Source organism: Mycobacterium simiae, assembly GCF_008370645.1.
Classification (GTDB): Bacteria; Actinomycetota; Actinomycetes; order Mycobacteriales; family Mycobacteriaceae; genus Mycobacterium; species Mycobacterium simiae_A.
Genome location: NZ_VTZN01000108.1, coordinates 1 through 18,650, shown reverse-complemented (window position 1 = coordinate 18,650; position 18,650 = coordinate 1). Strand labels below are relative to the sequence as shown.

The following is an 18,650-nucleotide window of genomic DNA, read 5'->3' as shown; positions in this document are numbered from 1 at the left end:
TCGCCATCGGCCTGGCGGGCCGGCCGCGGCTGTTGATCGCTGACGAGCCAACATCGGCGTTGGACGTCACCGTGCAGCGTCAGGTCCTCGACCATCTGCAACGGCTTACCGACGAGCAGGGCACCGCGCTGCTGCTGATCACCCACAATCTGGCGCTGGCCGCTGAACGGGCCGAGTCGGTGGTGGTCGTCAACGGCGGCGCGGTGGTGGAATCCGGTTCGGCACAGGATATCTTGCGAAATCCTCGGCATGAGTACACGCGGCGACTGGTCGCCGCAGCCCCGTCGTTGACGGTCCGGAATTCGGCGCGGGTCCGGACGCAGGTGGCCAAGAAAGCCGATGATCTTCTGGTCGTCTCGGAGCTGACCAAGTCCTACCGAGAATCTCGCGGCGCGCCGTGGCGGCGGGCGGAGTTTCGGGCCGTCGACGCGGTGTCGTTTCGGCTGCGGCGGGCAAGCATCCTTGCCGTCGTCGGCGAATCCGGATCCGGCAAGTCGACACTGGCGCGCATGGTGCTCGGTTTGCTGCAGCCAACGTCCGGCACAGTGGTTTTCGACGGCGTGGGGGTCGGTGGGCTGGACCGGGCCCAGGCTCTGGCCTTTCGCCGTCGGGTACAGCCGGTGTTCCAAAACCCCTACAGCAGCCTGGATCCCAGATATTCGGTGTTTCGCGCCATCGAGGAACCCTTGCGTGTCCACCGGATCGGGGACCGCAGACAGCGTCGCCAGACGGTGCGCGACCTGGTGGACCAGGTGGCGCTGCCGTCGTCGGTGCTGGGCCGGCTGCCACGTGAGCTGTCCGGTGGTCAACGGCAACGGGTTGCGATTGCCCGGGCCTTGGCGTTGCGGCCTGAGGTGCTGGTGTGCGACGAGGCGGTTTCGGCGCTCGACGTACTGGTGCAGGCACAAATTTTGGACCTGCTTTCCGAGTTGCAGGCCAGTCTGGGGTTGACGTACTTATTCATCAGCCACGATCTGGCCGTCGTCCGTCAGATCTCCGATGACGTGTTGGTGATGCGTGCGGGGCGGGTAGTAGAACATGCCACCACCGAGGAAGTCTTCAGCCAGCCGCGCCACGAGTACACGCTGCAGTTGCTGGACGCCATTCCCGGCGCCCGGACAGCTTCAGACTAAGTTGGCAACCTGTGACGCCTGACCCGCTGGCTCGGTTGATGGAGCTCCCCGGTGTGCCCGAGGCCAGCGATTGTGCGCGTGCGGAGTTGGGCCGGGCCCACCGACACCGGGCCAACCTGCGCCGCTGGCCGGTCACCGCCGCCGAAGCGGCACTGCGCGCAGCGCGGGCCTCCTCGGTGCTCGACGGTGGCGATCCAGTGATGAGCAATCCGGTGTTCGGGGGAGCGCTGCGGGTGGCGGACGCGCTCGAAGGCGGCGAAGGCCCGCTGGTTGGTGTCTGGCAGAAGGCGCCGCTGCAGGCGCTGGCTCGCCTGCACATGCTGGCGGCCGCCGACTTGGTCGCTGCCGACCGGTTGGGCCGCCCCCGGGCCGACTCCGGGATTGGGGTCCGTCTGGAGTTGCTCGTGGATACGGTTACTCGGCCGACTCGGGCGTCGGGGCCGGTGGTGGCGGCGGTCGCACACGGAGAACTGTTGACGTTGCAGCCTTTCGGCAGCGCCGACGGTGTGGTGGCGCGCGGGGTTTCGCGGCTGGTGACGATCGCCGCCGGACTGGACCCGCATGGGCTCGGGGTTCCGGAGGTGAGTTGGATGCGCCACCCGGCGGGATACCGCGACGCCGCGCGCGGATTCGCCGAGGGCACGCCGGATGGTGTGGCGGCCTGGCTGGTGTTGTGTTGCCGGGCGATGGAAGCAGGCGCTCAAGAGGCTCAGACGATTGCCGCGGCTGCGGGATGAAAATAGCTGGCGCACTGCCAGAGTAATTGATTCAAAAATGCAAAGCGGGCGGCGACCGAAGGTATTCGGATCGCCGCCCGCCAACACGGCTCTCGGTTACCAAGCGTGCACTTTCTGGGCTGCGTGGGTTGGCCTCGGCGCGTTTGCGACGCTTCTAGCTGCAGCCCCACCCAAGGGGCCGTCGGTACCGTCTGCACTTCGCAATTACGCAGGCCCGCAACACTTCTGCCATTATCGCGGCTATGACTCCGCGTGGGTGCCGGGAACCGTGCTGGGCGCCCGGGTCGGGAGAACGAACCTTCTCTTCCGGATCGACCTTGGCCTCACCGGGCTTCCGTGCCTCCATTTCTACTACTGGAGCTTGAGCACAGCAAGGCCTAATTGCGTGAAAGTTGTGCAACAGCTTTTGGTGGTGCGCTCTAGCGTTTGCTGCAGGGACCATTGGTGTGGTTGTTACGCCGGAGCTAGCCCGAGGGCCACGCTCCACAGCCCGGATTTAGAACGCGAAACGACGCAGCAGCGCGTAGCTGACCGCTCCGGCAGCCAGCGCACTGACGCCCACCGCGGCAGTGGTGGCTATCGCTGCACCCGACGGTGCCGGAATACGGTCTCGTAATGACACCGTTCGGGAGAACGACAACACGGGCCAACCGCGCTCGATCGCTTCCTTGCGCAAGCCGCGATCCGGGTTGACCACCGAGGGGTGGCCGACCGCCTCGAGCATCGGCAGATCGGTAACGGAATCGGAGTAGGCGTAGCAATGTTCCAGCGGGTAACCCTCACGGGCAGCCAGCTCGCGGATCGCCTGTACCTTGCCTGCGCCGTAGCAATAGAACGCGATTTCACCGGTGTACTTACCGTCCTCGATGACCATTCGGGTCGCCATCGCGTGCGTGGCGCCCAGTGCCCGGGCAATCGGGGCCACGATCTCTTCGCCGGAAGCGGAGACTAGAACGACGTCACGGCCACACAGCTTGTGGCCGGCGATGAGATCGGCAGCTTCGGCGAACACGAGCGGTGTCATGATGTCGTGCAGCGTCTCGTTGACGATCGACTTCACTTGTTCCACGTCCCAACCGGTGCACATGTTGGTCATGTGGGCGCGCAGGCGGTCCATTTGGTCATGGTCGGCGCCGGACAGCAGGAAGATGAATTGCGCATAGCTGGACTTGAGCACGGCGCGGCGATTGAGTAAACCTTGAGCGAAGAAAGGTTTGCTGAACGCCAGTGTGCTGGACTTGGCGATGATGGTCCTATCAAGGTCGAAAAACGCAGCAGTGCGAACCCGCGGAGCGGGCGCTCCGGCCGGTTGGGGTGGGGTTTGCTGCTGCGCGGCCGAGTCCGGGACGGTCACCAGCCCAGCATAGGTCGGGGGGTTGTGCGGCTCTGATTGCACACCCAAAACGGGTGTTCTGACAACAAATGTTGTCGATCTGACGACTACGTTTGCACGGCTCAGGCCGTATTTTGAATCGAAAAGCAGTACTTGCGTCAATCTAGTCTGGCATGTGTATAGTAAGCATTACTCGGCCGCTGAGCCGAGGGTGCATCAGCCCGACCCCCCGGGGCTGAAGCACGACGACCTCCGCCTCCTCCCCCCCTGGCGGGGGTCGTCCCTTTTAAGGGGTAAAAATTCCCACTGCGCGCCGTTTTGGTCGGCTCATAATGCGTTGCGGAGATACTAGCCAAGACTCGTCTCCGAGCCCCTCCCTAGCTGTCGGGTAGCCCGATTGTGCACAGCTGCGTCTCTATCCACAAATTGGGCGTGGGCACTAGTGGCACACGCCGGGCTAGCCGCACGGTAGATGGGTGACCAACGCTTTTAGCGCCGGTGTGCTGGCATTGTTGACCGACCAGCGATTGCGCGACGAGCTGGAGCGGGTAGCCGCGGCCGTCGGCCTTCGGGTCGTGCATGGCGACGGGCCAGACCCGGTGAGCAGGAAGACATGGTCGGCAGCCGCGGCCGTGGTGCTCGACCAGACAGCGGCCGAGCGGTACGGTCAATCAGCTCCGCCGCGGCGCGCCCATGTCACGGTGCTGACCGGCGGCGAAGCGGTCACAGCGATCTGGGCGGCAGCCATTGGGGTCGGCGCTGAGCATGTGTTGCGGCTGCCCGAACAAGAGCATGACCTGATCCGCGAACTCGCCGAAGCTGCCGAATCGGCGCGCACCGACAGCGTCCGCGGCGATGCGGTCGCCGTCATCGGGGGCTGCGGCGGCGCCGGAGCCTCGCTGTTCGCGGTAGCCCTGGCCCAGGCGGCCGCCGAGGCGTTACTGGTGGACCTCGATCCATGGAGTGGCGGCATCGATCTGCTGGTCGGTAGCGAAACGACACCTGGCCTGCGCTGGCCAGATCTGGCCCTGCAAACTGGTCGGCTGCATTGGTCGGCCATGCGTGAGGCGCTGCCTCGCCATCGGGGGATCAGCATCCTCTCCGGCACCCGGCGCAGTCATGAGCTGGACGCCGGGCCGGTCGACGCGGTCGTCGACGCCGGTCGGCGAGGGGGAGCCACGGTGGTCTGCGACCTTCCCCGTCGTCTGACCGATGCCACCCAGTCCGCGCTGGACGCGGCGGATCTTGTCGTTTTGGTCTGCCCCAGCAGCGTGCGGGCCTGCGCGGCCACCGCCACAATCGCTCCGGTGCTAAAAGTGATCAATCCAAACGTGGGATTGGTGGTGCGCGGTCCGTCGCCCGGCGGGTTGCGGGCCGTCGAGGTCGCCGACATCACCGGGGTGCCGCTGCTGGCGTCAGCGAGGGCTCAACCCCGGCTTGTCGAGCAACTGGAACACGGTGGTTTGCGATTGCGCCCGCGATCGGCGTTGGCGGGAGCTGCCCGCAGGGTGCTGACTGTGCTGCATGCCAGCGCACGGCAGAATGGTCGGGCGGCGTGAGCGGGCCGCTGATCGAACGTGTCCGCGAGCGCCTGGCAACAGAATCCGCCCCGCTGCGGCCCAATGTGGTTGCCGCAGCGATACGAGCCGAATCCGGCGGAATACTGGGTGACACCGAGGTGCTCGCCAACCTTCGCGTGCTGCAAACCGAACTGACCGGAGCCGGGATTCTCGAGCCGCTGCTGTGCGCCGAGGGGACCACCGACGTGCTGGTCACCGCGCCCGACGCGGTATGGGTTGACGACGGAACCGGTCTGCGACGCAGCGAGATTCGATTTGCCGACGAGGCGGCGGTGCGGCGCCTGGCGCAACGGCTGGCCGTGGCCGTGGGGCGACGGCTCGATGATGCTCAACCGTGGGTGGACGGGCAGCTGAGCGGGATCGGCGCAGGTCGGCTCGCAGTGCGGTTGCACGCGGTGTTGCCGCCCGTAGCGGCCGAGGGCACGTGTTTATCGCTGCGGGTACTCCGGCCCGCTACTCAGGATCTGGCGGCGTTGATCGCCGCGGGGGCGATCGCGCCGCAAGCCGCCGAGCTGGTCGGCAACATCATTGCCGCGCGCCTGGCGTTCCTGGTGTGCGGGGGTACCGGCGCTGGAAAGACAACGCTCTTGGCTGCCATGTTGGGTGCCGTTTCGGCGTCCGAGCGGATCATTTGCGTGGAGGACGCCGCCGAGCTGGCGCCTCGGCATCCGCACTTGGTCAAACTGGTCGCGCGGTGCGCGAATGTCGAAGGGGCCGGTGAGGTTACGGTGCGCCAACTGGTCCGGCAGGCGCTGCGGATGCGGCCCGACCGCATCGTCGTCGGTGAGGTCAGGGGAGCTGAGGTCGTGGACCTGCTAGCGGCCTTGAACACCGGCCATGACGGCGGCGCCGGCACCGTGCACGCCAACAACCCGGGTGAGGTTCCCGCGCGCTTGGAGGCGTTGGGTGCGCTGGGCGGTCTGGAGCGAGCGGCGCTGCATAGTCAGCTCGCTGCGGCGGTTCAGGTGCTCCTGCACGTCGCGCGTGACCCGGCCGGGCGACGCCGCCTCAGCGAAATTGCCGTGCTGCGCAGCACCGATAGCGGCTTGGTCCAGGCGGTGACCGCATGGCACGCCGACCGCGGAATGACCGATCACGCTGCCGATCTGAGCCGCATGCTGCGATTCCGGATGGCAGTGTGAACGGCTCGTCGGTTGCGGCGCTGATGTTGGCTTCGGCGCTCGCGGTGCTGCCGTTGTCGCCCAGGCGCCGGCTTGTCACAGCTGTTGGCGCTGCCCGTCGGAGATGGTCGCTGCGATGGGCGGCTTGGCTGGTGGCGGCCTGCATGGTGGTCTTGGCCGTGGTGTTGCCGTTGACGACAGCATTGGCTGTCGCGGTGGTCGGTTCTACCGCGATCCTGCGTTACCGTCGCCGCCGTAGGCGCGAGCGCGGCACTGCCGAGGCTCAGGCGCTGGAAGCCGCGCTTGATGTGTTGGTGGGGGAGCTGCGGGTGGGCGCGCATCCGGTGCGGGCGTTCAGCGTCGCCGCCAACGAAACTGCCGGCGTGGTGGCCGAATCCATGCGCGCCGTGGCGGCACGCGCCCAATTGGGCGCTGACGTTGCCGGCGGCCTACGCGAGGCGGCCCGACTGTCGGCCTTATCCGCGCCGTGGCAGCGTCTGGCGGTGTACTGGGAACTCGCCACCCAGCATGGCCTGGCGATCGCCAGGCTGATGCGGGCCGCACAGCGCGATATCGTTGAACGGCAACGCTTCTCGGAGGGTGTGAGGTCTGGTTTGGCCGGAGCCCGCGCCACCGCGAATATTCTGGCGGGTCTGCCGGTGCTGGGGGTGCTGCTCGGTGAACTGATCGGAGCTCAGCCACTGCGCTTCTTGTTCAACGGGTATGCGGGTGGTTGGCTGCTCGTCGTTGGGGTAGTGCTGGCTTGCGGCGGGCTGATGTGGGCGGACCAGATCACCGATCGGGTGGCAGCATGAGTACCGCGGCGCTACTGCTGGCCTTGGCGTTGTTGGTCGGCGCCGGCCCGGCGGTGGTTCGATCACGCGCGCGGACGCCGTCGCGCGGGCGCAGACTGCCGACGCGGCCGGCAGTGGGCCGTGATCCGCTGGCCTTCGCGTCTAGTTTGGATGTGCTGGCGGTGTGCCTGGCAGCGGGCATGGCGGTAGCTGCGGCTGCGGCCGCGACGGCCGCCGCTGCACCGGCGCGACTGGCGCAGCTGTTGTCCCGGGCTGCTGACCTGTTGGGGCTCGGGGCCGACCCTTCGGTGGCGTGGTCGGCGCCGCCCGGCTTGCCAGCTCGCTCGCTCGACACGCACACCGAGGCACTGCTGCGGTTGGCGCGATGTTCGGCGTCCTCGGGCGCGGCGCTGGCCGACGGCGTCGCCGAACTGGCGGCGCAGTCGCGCCGCGATGCTGCGCATGCAGCTACTGCAGCCGCCGAACGTGCTGGGGTGCTGATAGCCGGTCCGCTGGGGCTGTGTTTTCTGCCGGCGTTTGTGTGCCTGGGCATTATCCCGGTGGTGGCCGGGCTGGCTGGAAAAGTATTTGATTCGGGTCTGCTGTGAAGCCGCAAGGAAAGGAATCCATTGGTGAAAAACATGTTTCGAGTGGTGCTGGCGCGGATGGAGCTGCTGGCGACCGACGAGTCGGGTATGTCAACCGTCGAATACGCCATCGGGACTATCGCGGCGGCGGCCTTTGGCGCCATCCTCTACACGGTCGTCACCGGCGATTCGGTGGTGTCGGCGCTCAACCACATCATCGGTCGGGCGCTGAGCACCAAGGCTTAGCGTCGAGTGCCGGATCGAGCACCGTCGAGGCCGCTCTGGCGATCGTCACTCTGGTTGTGGTTCTGGTGCTGTGCATGGCCGCAATCACCGCGTTATCAATGCAATTGCGATGCACCGACGCGGCCCGCGAGGCCGCTCGACTGGCTGCGCGTGGTGACGAACGTTCGGCTAGCGAGGTCGCTCGCCGGATTGCACCGCCTGCGGCTCAGGTTTACCTGCGCCGGGACGGCCAGTACTGGGTCGCTTCGGTCGTCGCTCGCTCAAAACTATTGCCCGCCTTGGGCATTTCCGCCCAGGCGGTCGCGGCTGCGGAGCCGCGATGATGCTGGCTCGGCCACCGTGCTGGCGGTTTCGATGGTTGCTGTGCTGCTGTTCGTCACAGCCGCGGGCGCCTATCTGGGCGCGGTTGCGGTGGCACGTCACCGTGCGCAAGCGGCGGCCGACCTTGCCGCGTTGGCCGCCGCGGCGCGGCTACCACACGGGCCTGCTGCGGCGTGCGCCAGTGCGACGGCCGTGGCGCGCGCGATGCGGATCGGCGGCGTTCAGTGCGGGGTGCAGGGCCTTGATGTGGTCGTCACGGTCGAAGTACCTGTCGGGTTCCCTGGCACTGCAAGGGCCGCCGCTCGGGCTGGGCCAGTCGAGGGTGCCCGAGACTGAGACACATCGCGGCGCTACGCCAACCCGTTCATGGCGTTGGGTTGGCGCAGCTGATCGCCGGCGCCGCTGAGGCCGAGCCACCCGGCCTTGCCCCCTGTCCGCCAGAATCGCCTGCATTGGCGGCGGATCGTTCGGCGCTGCCTTCCCCTCGGGGCCTCCGTCGCCATCGAGCATGCCGCCCACTACCGCCGGCGCCCCAAATTCGCCGTAGGTGACGGCAGCGTTGGCTGTGGTGAGCGTGGCACCGTTGCTCGCCAGGCCGCGTCGCCGCCCCTAATCAGTTCCTTCCCCACGGGCCAGATAACGCCTGGCACCGTTGGCCATGGCCTAGACCGAAGGCGCAGGAACTAGTCGTCCGCTGACAATTTTCCGAGTCTTTAACAGACTTAACAGTGTGGCTCCCGTAATTGCGCAGCCGCTGATTCCGCTACTTCACGCCAGACATCCGCTGCTGTGAACTCGTGCGGACCGCTTGTGTCCGGAAGGCTGCCCGCCGGCTCGCCGGGGTGCGACGCCGGCCGGCTTTGGCTACCGCCGACCCCAGAGTGTTCCGCGATGAACACGCGCGGGCGTGGAACCCTGCAGCACGATCACTTTCCGCTTTGCCCGTTCTGCCCGATCAGACTGCCGCCGGTGCCGCCGGCGCCGACTGCGCCTGGTGGGACGCCCAACTCGCCGCGATTACCACCGTTGCCGCCCATCCCGACGAACTGGGCGTCGCCGCCCCGACCGCCGCTGCCACCGGCCTTACCTCCCAGGTTGATGCCGCCCGCGCCGCCATTACCGCCGTCGCCAATCAGTGCGGCCTTACCGCCAGCCCCGCCGACACCACCCGCACCGGTCGCTTTGCTGCCACTGTAGCCGCCGTTGCCGCCGGCGCCGCCGTCGCCGAAGAGGCCGAGGGCGTTGCCGCCGGCACCGCCGGCTCCGCCGGTCGTGACGCCGTCGCCGCCGTGACCGCCGTACCCGCCGAAGCCGGCCAGAGCACCGCTGTTTCCGCCGGTACCGCCCGCCCCGGCGGTCAGTTCGGCGAATCCGCCGTCCCCGCCGGTCCCGCCGGTGCCGAAGAGGACGGCGGCCCTGCCACCGGCCCCGCCGGCCCCGCCGTTAGCGTTGGTGCCGCCCCCGCCGGACCCGCCGGCCCCGCCGGTGCCGTAGAACAGCCCGGCATTGCCGCCGGCGCCGCCAGCACCACCGCCACCGCCGCCGAGACCGACACCGAGCCCGCCGGCCCCGCCGGCCCCGCCGGTGCCAGCGAGCGCCCCTGCGTTGCCGCCGGCTCCACCGACCCCTCCAGCGTTCGGGCTGATGCCGCCTGCTCCACCGGCTCCGCCGGTGCCAAACAGGGTGGCCGCGTTCCCGCCGAGCCCGCCGGCGCCCCCCTGGGTGTCGCCGACACCGCCGGCCCCGCCGGCCCCGCCGGTGCCGAAGAAGAGCCCGGCGTTGCCGCCGACACCGCCGGCCCCGCCGAGCGTCCCGCCAGGACTGCCAGACGCACCCCCGGCACCGCCGGCACCGCCGTTGCCATAGAAAACGCCCGCGGAGCCGCCACCCCCGCCGGCCCCGCCGACATTAGCGCCTAACCCGCCGGCGCCGCCGGCTCCGCCGTGCCCGAACAAGACGCTGCCGCCGCCAATGCCGCCCTTGCCTCCGGTGGCGATAGATAGCCCACCGGTGCCTCCGCTGCCACCTTGACCCAAGAGTGCGGCGCCGCCGGTGCCGCCCGCCCCACCGACGACGGCGCCCACCCCGCCGGTGCCGCCGGTGCCGCCAGCGCTGAATAGACCGCCGGCCCCGCCGGCCCCGCCGAGCCCGCCGATGCTGGCCGGTCCCAATCCGATACCGCCGTCGCCACCGGTGCCGGCGGTGCCGAACAGCAGCCCGGCGGCCCCGCCGTTGCCGCCGAAGCCGCCGTCAGCACCGTTGGGTCCGGCCCCGCCGGCACCACCGTTACCGATCAAGATCCCGCCAGCTCCGCCGTTTGCCCCGGTGCCCGGAGCGCCATTGGCGCCATTGCCGATCAGCGGGCGTCCAAACAGCGCCTGAGTAGGTGCGTTGATGGCATTCAGCACCGCTTGGTTGGAGGTGGCCAGCCCGGGGGCGCCTTTGGCGCCGGCTGCGCCCATTGGGGTGCCCAGGCCGGGATTTCCGCCGTTGCCGCCGGTGCCGAACAATTGGCCGTCACCGCCTTTGCCGCCATTACCGCCGGTAATCCCCTCGCCGTACCCGCCGGCACCGCCGTTGCCGCCGCTGCCGATCAGCGCCGCCCTGCCGCCGGCCCCGCCGTTGGCCGTCGCGCTGCCTGGTCCACCTGGGCTGGTGCCAGCGTTGCCGCCGGTTCCGCCGTCGCCGAAGAGGCCGAGGGCGTTACCGCCGTTGCCGCCGGCGCCAGCGGTGATGCCGCTGCTGCCGTTGCCGCCGGCCCCACCGGAGCCGGCGAGCCCGCCGCCGTTGCCGCCGTTGCCGCCGGCCGCGCCCGCGATGCCGCCGATACCGGCATTGCCGCCCGTGCCGCCGTTGCCGAGCAGCGTGGCGGCGTTGCCGCCTGCTCCGCCGACTCCGCCCGTCGTGCCCAAACCGACGCCACCGGCGCCGCCGGCGCCCCCGTCGCCGTAGAACACGCCGCCGTTGCCGCCTTTGCCGCCGGCGCCCCCGCCAGCGTCTCGGCCAAGGCCGCCGGCCCCGCCGGCCCCGCCGGCGCCAACCAGTGCTCCGGCCTTACCGCCTATGCCGCCCGCGCCGCCGGTGTTGAAGCTGGCCGCGCCCGCACCACCGGCCCCGCCGGTGCCAAACAGGGCGGCGGCGTTGCCGCCCGCCCCGCCGACCCCGCCGAGAGCGGTGGCGACGCCCCCGGTGCCGCCGGCGCCGCCGTTGCCGTAGAGCCAGCCGGCGTTCCCCCCGGCTCCACCGGCCCCGCCGGTGGTAGCACCGACGGGCCCGCCGAGCCCGCCGTTGCCGCCGGCGCCGCCGTCACCGTATAACGCCCCGGCGTTACCGCCGACTCCGCCGACCCCGCCTAGTACTTGCCCATCCCCGCCGGCCCCGCCGGTTCCGCCGTTGCTGAACAGGAGACTGGCTCCACCGGCCCCCCCGGTCCCGCCGACCCCGGTCCCAGCCTGGGCCCCATCCCCGCCGGCGCCGCCGAGCCCGCCGGCGCCGAGCAGTCCGGCGCCACCGGCGCCGCCGGCCCCACCTTTGGTGGCGCCAAGCCCGCCGGCGCCGCCGGTTCCGCCGACGCCAAACAGCCCGGCGGCCCCGCCTTGACCGCCGGCCCCACCCGCGCCGATGGTTCCCAGACCGCCGGCGCCGCCGGTGCCGGGTGTACCGAGTAGCAGGCCGGCAGCCCCGCCCCTGCCGCCGGGTCCGCCATTGGCAGCGTTGGTGCCCGACCCTCCGGCGCCGCCGTTGCCGATCAAAATCCCGCCGTCGCCGCCGTTGGCTCCGGTGCCCGGTGCCCCGTTGGCGCCGTTGCCAATCAGTGGGCGGCCTACCAGGGCCTGAGTGGGCGCGTTGACCAGGTTGAGCAGCGACTGGCTGGCGGCTTCGGCGCTGGCGTAGGCGCCCGCGCCGGTGGTCAAGGTGCGTACGAACTGCTCGTGAAATGCCGCAGCCTGGGCGCTCAAGGTCTGATATGCCTGGCCGTGTGCGCCGAACAGCGCCGCGATCTGTGCCGACACTTCGTCGGCAGCAGCAGCGGCCACGGAGACGGTCGGGGCCGCCGCCGTCGCGGTCGCTTGGTTAATTGCGGATCCAATCTTGGCCAGGTCCGTAGCGGCCACGTTCAATAACTCTGGTGTCGCTATCACATATGACATGTGCTTTCCTCACGATCGTGGCGGGTAGTGCAAACGTGAACGAACTCTAATTGCTACAACCCCGGCGATGCGAGATATTTGGGAAAATTCATGGGTCCGATCGATAGCTGTATGAAGGCCCAAATGTAAAAGTGCTATACAAATTGAAAGCCATCGCTTCCCGCATTGCCGAATGTCGCCGCGGGGCTCGGGGATTAGGTTGGGATTAGGCGCCTTGGAATGTTAGTCATCAGCCCGATCGACGGGGCCGGACCCGTAACCTGAGTTGCCTGATCTGCTTGCCGACCCGACCCTCGACCTGCGTAACATCGCTGAGGCGGCCGAAGGGCCCGGCAAGATAAAACAGCGCCTGAGGGGCGACGGCGGGCTGTCCGACTTGATCATGCGCAGCGGCCCGCCCTGGCCGTTGGGCCCGGCCATCGTGCAGGCCGAAAATGGTCGTGATTATATCGTTACAATTCCCCGGTATCGATGCTTTTGACAGCTACCTGCATTACCGTGAGTTCCCGGCAACATTGTCGTCCGATTTGCGGGGTAGGATAGCGCATGAGGCCGCGTGTACATGAATTTGACAAACTGGATTTACCGCCGGTGTTGAGTGAAATTTTCAACGCATGCCACATAACCGCCGGGCGTCAGGACATCCCGATAATCGAGGGCGCGGCTACCCGGCGTACGCTAAACGGTGGCCGGGATTTGCCGCCCGAGTGTTTACGCCGTCTTTTGGGGGATGGTGCGCGTTGGCGTCGGAGCTGCATGGGACGGCCGCGGCTGAGGGCTGCTGCCATGCCCACCGCATCCGCTAGCGGCCGGACTGGGCCCATTGACGAGCGATCCCGATAGGCTGTCGAGGTGGTTCCGCAATGGCGGGTCGGGCCAGTGGTACTGCCAGTTCATGGCGTGTTCGTAGGACTAGGTGTGCTGGTTGCTGCGCTGGTGTTTACCGCCGAAGCACGCCGTCGCGGTGCCGTTAACGACCAATCGCTGGTGGCGGTCACCGGTGCGCTAGTGGGTGGTGCCATCGGTACGCGGCTATCGGGGTGGGCCGAGCACGTCGACCTCCGGCTCAACCGGACCCTGTTGCAGGCGTGGGAATTCGGGTCCCGCAGTATCTTGGGTGGTTTGCTGGGGGCCTACCTAGGCGTGTTGATCGCTAAGCGGATCGGCGGCTATACCGGCAAGACCGGCGACCTGTTCGCGCCCGCGGTGGCGTTGGGGATGGCGGTGGGCCGCATCGGCTGCCACCTCACCGAAGCTCCCGGACGGCCGACCGGGCTACCCTGGGGAGTCCATGCTCCGGTCACCACGCCGAAATGTCCAGGCTGTCTCACCGGCGCCGCGATGCATCCGTCGTTTCTCTACGAGATCGGTTTTCAGTTGGCCACATTCGTGGTGTTGTTGTGGCTGCGCAGTCGGGTGCCGCACCCGGGGGAGCTCTTCGTGCTCTACGTGGCGGGCTACGCGGTGTTCCGTTTCTTCGTCGAATTCACCCGGGCCAACGAAACCGTGTGGCTGAGTTTGACCCGGCCGCAATGGTTTCTGTTGCCGTCGCTGCTTCTTATTGCGGTGCGGTTGGGCTACGGCTACCGGCGCGGCTACTACGACATAGTGCTCAAGCGGCAAGCGGTGCCCTAGTGACCAACCTACCTCCGGATGTGCCACCGCAAGGTGGGGATCCGTCGAATTGGCCGCCACCGGGCTATTGGCAGCCGCCGCCCCGCAGGTCCGGCGGAGAGATTTTCGCGGCAGCTGTCGTGGGGGCAATGATCTATGTCGCAATAAATGTGGTTGTCGGACTTATGGTGGTCTTCGGGCTCGCCGAAGCCATCAGGCCAAATACGGCTGTGATCGCAGGCGCGAGCGCACTAGCGCTGATCGCATTCGGCGCCGGCGGCGCGCTGGTCACTGTTCGTGACCCATGGGCCAGGGGGATAGGCATGGGATTGATGATCGGCTGGGCGCTCACGTCCATTGTCACGGTGGGCTACTGCACCGGCTTGAATCCGGTGTTGTATGGATAGCGAAATGGCCGGCATGGGCTTGCGAGGTGACCGGATCCATCGCTATGTCAACGCATTCTGCCCGCACTGCCACGCCGCGGAGCCAGATCGGCCGTTGCCTCAGGTGGTGCGGTTGAGCGGCTGGCTGGCCGAACGCGACGGGCAGGTCTGGCTGGAGCGTGGCTGTCCGGCACACGGGCTGATCCGCACGTTGTACGACGAAGACCCGGAGATCCTCGCTTACCTTGAGGAATGGACGGCTCCGACCAAGGTGCATGGGCCGGACGCGCCGGGTAACTTCGACCCAATTCCCTCGGCCTATTTGCGGGGTCTGCCGCAGATGCAGACACAACACACCTGCATCCTGCTGGAAGATATTGCCGAGACCTGTAACCTACGTTGCCCGACGTGTTTTGCCGATTCCTCGCCCGACCTACGCAACGTGGTCGCCGTGGCCGATGTGCTGGCCAACGTCGATCAACGTCTCATCCGCGAGAACGGCCGGCTCGACGTGCTGATGCTCAGCGGCGGCGAACCCAGCCTGCACCCCCAGCTGCCGGAGCTGCTGGCAGCGCTCAGCGACCGACCGATAACCCGAATACTATTGAACAGCAATGGCTTACGTATTGCGCACGACGATGCTCTGTTGGATCTGCTGGCCGAATATCGGGCGCGCGTCGAGGTGTACTTGCAGTTTGACGGGCTGTCGGCGGTCGCGCACCGAATACATCGCGGCGGGGATCTGCGCCGCATCAAGCAGGATGCGCTGCAGCGTCTTTCGGAGCGCGAGATCTTCACCACCCTGGTGATGACGGCATCCCTGGGCGTCAACGACGGTGAGATCGGCGACGTGGTTCGGCTGGCCTTGCAAACCCCCTATGTCGGCGGTGTCTGCATTCAGCCTCAATTCGATTCAGGCCGGGTGGCATTCGTGGACCGGGAGGATCGTCTCACGCATACGGGTGTGCTCAAGCGGCTGGGGCCGCAAACCAACGACCTGGTGACGTGGCGGGATCTGACCGCGCTGCCGTGCTCGCACCCGCACTGCTGCTCAGTGGGCTACCTGCTGCGCGACGACGGTGGCCGATGGCGATCCCTGGTCGCTGTGATTGGACACGACAACCTCAAGGACAAGCTGGGCCTGGTGGCAAACCGTATCGCCGACAGCGATATTCCGCGCGAGTTGCGGCTAGCCGTGCGTGAGTCGTTGCTGGGGCTGCTCTCGGAGCAATCGTCGTTATCGCACCCGACGATGTCGCAGGTGTGGCGGCTGATTTGCGACAACTGTGATCTGGGCATGCCGACGTTGCTGGCCCTGGCGTCCGACGCAGTGCCCGGCCGACGGCGTCAGCTGCGGCGCCTACTCGGCGAGCGGGTAGTACGGATCACCGTCAAGCCGTTTATGGATATTTCGACGATGATCGAAGAGCGGCTGCTGCAGTGCTGCGTGCATGTCGGGACCCGCTCGTCGCAGGATCAGTGCGCGCCCTTCTGCGCCGTCCAGGCCTGGCCCCAGCTGGCCCGGCAGCGCCTGTCGGTGGCTGCCGATCGGTTACTCCCCGTGGTGAGTTGAGCGTGCACGTTCAGGGTCTGGGCAGACCTGCGTCGGCGAGCTCCTCCGCGGTGGGCAACCGCAGCGAGATCAGCCCGGCGAAGGTCTCAGGCTCGAGTTCGATGCGGTTGACCGTGACATGCACCGGCACCCACGCGGTGTCGTGCCCGGTCAGCCGCAAAACCGAGCTCGTCGCCCCGTTGCTGAACTCGGCTGCCATTGCCGCGATGCGATCGTGGTCGTCAGGATGCACGCGCGGCTTGTCGGGCTCGTTGGCTCGCCAGTCGTAGAAGGGGCAGGGTTCGTCGAGCCACTTCAGCAGCGTCCAGGTGTTCAGGTCGACGAGGGCGCGGTGGACGCCGGCTTGCGCCAGTCCGTCAAGAATCCGCTGCGCCAAACCGTCGATCGGTACCGCCGACCCCTGGCGTTCGGCTCGCCAGTTCATCGCCCGCGCAACTAAGTGGTCGCGACCATCTGGTCCCGGTTCCAGGGCACTGCGGGCGGTAAAACCGATCCGGATTGGGTTACCCTGCCAATCAGTGAGATCCCAAGTGCTGCACATCGTTTGATCGGGCTCAGGTTTGACGATCATGGCCAGCACCCTGGTTTCGTTCGGGTTGAGTTCGCGTGGGGGCAGATCCTCGGCGAATGCCCTGCCGTAGGTGGCCTCGATATCGGGGTTCTTGCCGCTGTTGGCCAGCGACTCTCGAGTATCGGTAGCCACACCGAGGGTCAGGTCCCACTTCAGCGGGCCGGGGACCGGTCGCTCGGGTGGCTCCTCGTCGGCGAGTCCGGTCCATACGTGTACGCCGTGTATGCGACCGTCGGACATCACCACCGGTTCGGTTCGGATGACGCGGTCGCTCTTGGGGGTAATGCTGGTGAGGCTCTGGCCGGTGCGCAGGCACTCGGCGATCGCGGTGCTCACCGCTGAGAGATAAGGACTGCGGCGCAGGAATTTGGTGATCGGAACCAGGTTTTTGAGCTGGCGTCCTTGCGCTACTACCGCGGGTTGGTTCCCCAATGTCTCCACGAGCAACCAGTCGTGGGTCATAGGCGCAGTGTACTGATCACCAGACATCGCCACGACGCTGCGGGTACTGATCGTGCCATCAAGGGAATCCCGTTGCGCGGGCATTAGTTACGGGCGACCACGTCAGATCAGCCCAGTGAGCAGACGCTCCGCTGCCGGTAGGTGAGCTTCAGGGCGTCCCGGCCAGTCCGGCTTGGCCCAGCAGTTGTCCGCCGGTGCCAGCTTGGCCGCCAGCGCCGTTCTGGCCACCCTGCACGCCTGCACCGCCGGTGCCGCCGTTGCCGCCGTCTCCGATCAGCTTGGCGCTGCGGCCGGTGCCGCCGTTACCGGCTTGATTCGTGCTGTCTCCACCTGCTCCGCCGTTGCCGCCGTTGCCGACCAGCCCGGGGATGCCGCCGTCACCGCCGTCACCGCCATCAGAGTTGGCACCGGCACCACCGGCGCCGCCGTTGCCGCCGCTGCCGTAGAGTATGCCGCCGTTGCCGCCGGCGCCGCCCGTACCGCCGTTGCCGGCGAGAAGGCCTGCATGACCGCCCGCCCCCCCGGTCCCACCGCTGAAGCTGACCGCGCCTGTCCCACCGCTACCGCCGGCGCCGCCGTTGCCGACGAACATGCCGGCCCCGCCGGTGCCGCCGGCCCCGCCGTTGAGGGCGCCACCTCCGCCGGTACCGCCGGCACCCCCCGTGCCGAACAGCCCCCCGGTTCCCCCGATTCCCCCGGTTCCGCCTGTGTCGCCGAACCCGCCAGGCGCCGGTGCCGCCGCCTGCGCCGGTGCCGGTGGTGGAACCGGGTAAGCCGACGCCCGGCAGCGGCAACCGGTCCATTGTCTCTTCCGCGCTGGTGGTGGTGCCATGGTAGGTATTGTCGCGAGGTTGCTGCGGTTTCTTGCGGCGGCCGCGGGTGGTCGCAACGGGGGCCCACCGGCGATCGCTGCGATGGCCATCCAGGCAGGCGATAGCGTTAATCCGGGACGGTGGCGAATCTTCGAGGACGACCGAGTTTGCTCTACAACTTGCGCACCCAACTCACATCCGGGTAGTTTTCAGCTGCACCCGAAACATCGGGATTGCGAGCGGATTGTGTCCGTGCGGCCGTTCGCTGCGCTGCGTCATGGCACGTCGGCATCTGATTTGCGCCGCGTTCGCCACGACCCAGATCCGTGGAGGTCGACCGTCGAGGGGTCGGTCGCCATCCGCTGGATTCACTCAAACCAACACTGGCGCTCAGCTCACCCGCATGAGTTCACCGCTTGAATTCGCGCTGACCCATTGTGTTTCGAGACCCGCCGACTACGGCAACCCGTCCATGCCGTTCGTGCCGAGCACCACGCCGCCCACGCCACCGCGACCACCGCGGCCACCGGCGGCCGGCGTCGGGCCCGTCCCGCCGTTACCGCCGTTGCCGCCGTTGCCGATCACCACCGTGTCTGCGCCGGCCCCGCCGAAACCTGTCCCCGCGCCGCCGGCGCCGCCGGCACCGCCGGCCCCACCGAAGCCCAAAAGCCCGGCGTTGCCACCGGTCCCGCCGCGCCCGCCATCGCCCTGGTAGCCAATGCCGCCGTCGCCGCCGACTCCGCCCAGGCCCAACAATGCGCCGGCGTTGCCACCCTGCCGGTGACCGGGCTGTGCAAAGGATGAGAACTAGGCGCTGCTTGCCGCGAGGATCCCGCTGACCGGCCGCGCAGCGGCTGTCGGAATTTGTTTCTGCAGGCAACTGCTTATGGGGCGGCGACTGTCCCGAGAGCCAGTGAAGATCGATTGTGAACCTACGGGAGCCCGTCGATCCCGTCCGCACCCAGCAGCAACCCGCCGATGCCGCGGGTGCCGCGGGCACCTGGCGTCGGGCCGGTCCCGCCGTTGCCGCCGTTGCCGCCGTTGCCGATCAGCACGGCGTTACCGCCGGCACCACCGGCCCCCCCAGTCCCACCGAAGGCGTTGACGCCGCCCTCGCCGCCGGTACCACCGGCGCCACCGGTACCCAGCAGCCGCCCGGCGGTGCCTCCGGCGCCGCCAGCACCACCGTCGACGGGGCCGCCCCCGCCCGTGCCGTCACCGCCGATTCC

16 protein-coding genes and 2 pseudogenes are annotated in these 18,650 nt (G+C 68.2%); 12 read left to right on the top strand and 6 right to left on the bottom strand.

What is annotated here, in order from left to right; translation table 11 throughout:
* Positions 1-1,133: ATP-binding cassette domain-containing protein (locus F0Q45_RS16785; RefSeq protein ID WP_149655010.1), on the top strand; the 1,133-nt coding region annotated here is incomplete at its 5' end.
* An 11-nt stretch (positions 1,134-1,144) separates the two neighbouring features.
* Entirely contained in the window at positions 1,145-1,870 is a 726-nt protein-coding gene (locus F0Q45_RS16780; RefSeq protein ID WP_149655009.1) for an oxidoreductase, read from the top strand.
* 496 nt (positions 1,871-2,366) lie between these two features.
* Here F0Q45_RS16780 and F0Q45_RS16770 read toward each other — a convergent pair whose 3' ends face one another.
* On the bottom strand, positions 2,367-3,224 hold the full coding sequence (locus F0Q45_RS16770) for an HAD-IB family hydrolase (protein ID WP_149655008.1): 858 nt from the start codon (positions 3,222-3,224) through the stop codon (positions 2,367-2,369).
* Between the two features lie 488 nt (positions 3,225-3,712).
* On the opposite strand from F0Q45_RS16770, the gene ssd reads away from it, so the two are divergent.
* Genes ssd through F0Q45_RS29405 form a run of 7 tightly spaced genes read left to right on the top strand, consistent with a single transcriptional unit; the run spans position 3,713 to position 8,188 of the window.
* On the top strand, positions 3,713-4,762 hold the full coding sequence (gene ssd / locus F0Q45_RS16765) for a septum site-determining protein Ssd (protein ID WP_149655014.1): 1,050 nt from the start codon (positions 3,713-3,715) through the stop codon (positions 4,760-4,762).
* A complete protein-coding gene (locus tag F0Q45_RS16760; RefSeq protein ID WP_149655007.1) occupies positions 4,759-5,925 on the top strand; it encodes a TadA family conjugal transfer-associated ATPase in 1,167 nt (388 codons plus the stop codon). The genes ssd and F0Q45_RS16760 overlap by 4 nt, the downstream gene beginning before the upstream one ends.
* Positions 5,922-6,719: a type II secretion system F family protein gene (locus tag F0Q45_RS16755; protein ID WP_188112995.1), complete on the top strand. Its 798-nt coding sequence runs from the start codon at positions 5,922-5,924 to the stop codon at positions 6,717-6,719. The genes F0Q45_RS16760 and F0Q45_RS16755 overlap by 4 nt, the downstream gene beginning before the upstream one ends.
* Complete coding sequence (locus F0Q45_RS16750; RefSeq protein ID WP_149655005.1) at positions 6,716-7,306, top strand: type II secretion system F family protein; 591 nt, start codon at positions 6,716-6,718, stop codon at positions 7,304-7,306. Before F0Q45_RS16755 ends, F0Q45_RS16750 begins: the two co-directional genes overlap by 4 nt.
* Positions 7,307-7,339: 33 nt before the next feature.
* Positions 7,340-7,531, top strand: coding sequence for a DUF4244 domain-containing protein (locus F0Q45_RS16745; RefSeq protein WP_149655013.1), 192 nt, complete (start codon positions 7,340-7,342; stop codon positions 7,529-7,531).
* Positions 7,532-7,566: 35 nt separating this feature from the next.
* Positions 7,567-7,854 carry a TadE family type IV pilus minor pilin gene (locus tag F0Q45_RS29410; RefSeq protein WP_306439447.1) on the top strand — a complete coding sequence of 96 codons (288 nt, stop codon included), beginning with the start codon at positions 7,567-7,569 and terminating at the stop codon, positions 7,852-7,854.
* A 16-nt stretch (positions 7,855-7,870) separates the two neighbouring features.
* A complete protein-coding gene (locus F0Q45_RS29405) occupies positions 7,871-8,188 on the top strand; it encodes an Rv3654c family TadE-like protein (RefSeq protein WP_262491043.1) in 318 nt (105 codons plus the stop codon).
* A 590-nt stretch (positions 8,189-8,778) separates the two neighbouring features.
* Here F0Q45_RS29405 and F0Q45_RS16730 read toward each other — a convergent pair.
* The gene (locus F0Q45_RS16730) at positions 8,779-12,003 is read right to left on the bottom strand and encodes a PE family protein (RefSeq protein ID WP_149655003.1); all 3,225 of its coding nucleotides are present in this window, start codon (positions 12,001-12,003) and stop codon (positions 8,779-8,781) included.
* 852 nt (positions 12,004-12,855) lie between these two features.
* On the opposite strand from F0Q45_RS16730, the gene F0Q45_RS16725 reads away from it, so the two are divergent.
* Genes F0Q45_RS16725 through F0Q45_RS16715 form a run of 3 tightly spaced genes read left to right on the top strand, consistent with a single transcriptional unit; the run spans position 12,856 to position 15,576 of the window.
* Positions 12,856-13,638: a prolipoprotein diacylglyceryl transferase gene (locus F0Q45_RS16725; RefSeq protein WP_149655002.1), complete on the top strand. Its 783-nt coding sequence runs from the start codon at positions 12,856-12,858 to the stop codon at positions 13,636-13,638.
* Complete coding sequence (locus F0Q45_RS16720) at positions 13,638-14,024, top strand: hypothetical protein (protein ID WP_262491042.1); 387 nt, start codon at positions 13,638-13,640, stop codon at positions 14,022-14,024. Before F0Q45_RS16725 ends, F0Q45_RS16720 begins: the two co-directional genes overlap by 1 nt.
* Positions 14,025-14,037: 13 nt before the next feature.
* Positions 14,038-15,576 carry a radical SAM protein gene (locus F0Q45_RS16715; RefSeq protein WP_149655011.1) on the top strand — a complete coding sequence of 513 codons (1,539 nt, stop codon included), beginning with the start codon at positions 14,038-14,040 and terminating at the stop codon, positions 15,574-15,576.
* Positions 15,577-15,586: 10 nt separating this feature from the next.
* Here the strand turns inward: F0Q45_RS16715 and F0Q45_RS16710 are convergent, their stop codons facing one another.
* The 4 genes and pseudogenes from F0Q45_RS16710 to F0Q45_RS16695 form a co-directional block, all read right to left on the bottom strand.
* Positions 15,587-16,609, bottom strand: a complete 1,023-nt coding sequence (locus tag F0Q45_RS16710; protein WP_149655001.1) for a PAS domain-containing protein — start codon at positions 16,607-16,609, stop codon at positions 15,587-15,589.
* Positions 16,610-16,757: 148 nt separating this feature from the next.
* A pseudogene (locus F0Q45_RS27820) lies at positions 16,758-17,391 on the bottom strand (PE family protein); the annotation flags it as partial.
* A 486-nt stretch (positions 17,392-17,877) separates the two neighbouring features.
* Complete coding sequence (locus tag F0Q45_RS16700; protein ID WP_149655000.1) at positions 17,878-18,177, bottom strand: hypothetical protein; 300 nt, start codon at positions 18,175-18,177, stop codon at positions 17,878-17,880.
* Positions 18,178-18,353: 176 nt separating this feature from the next.
* A pseudogene (locus F0Q45_RS16695) lies at positions 18,354-18,650 on the bottom strand (PE-PGRS family protein); the annotation flags it as partial.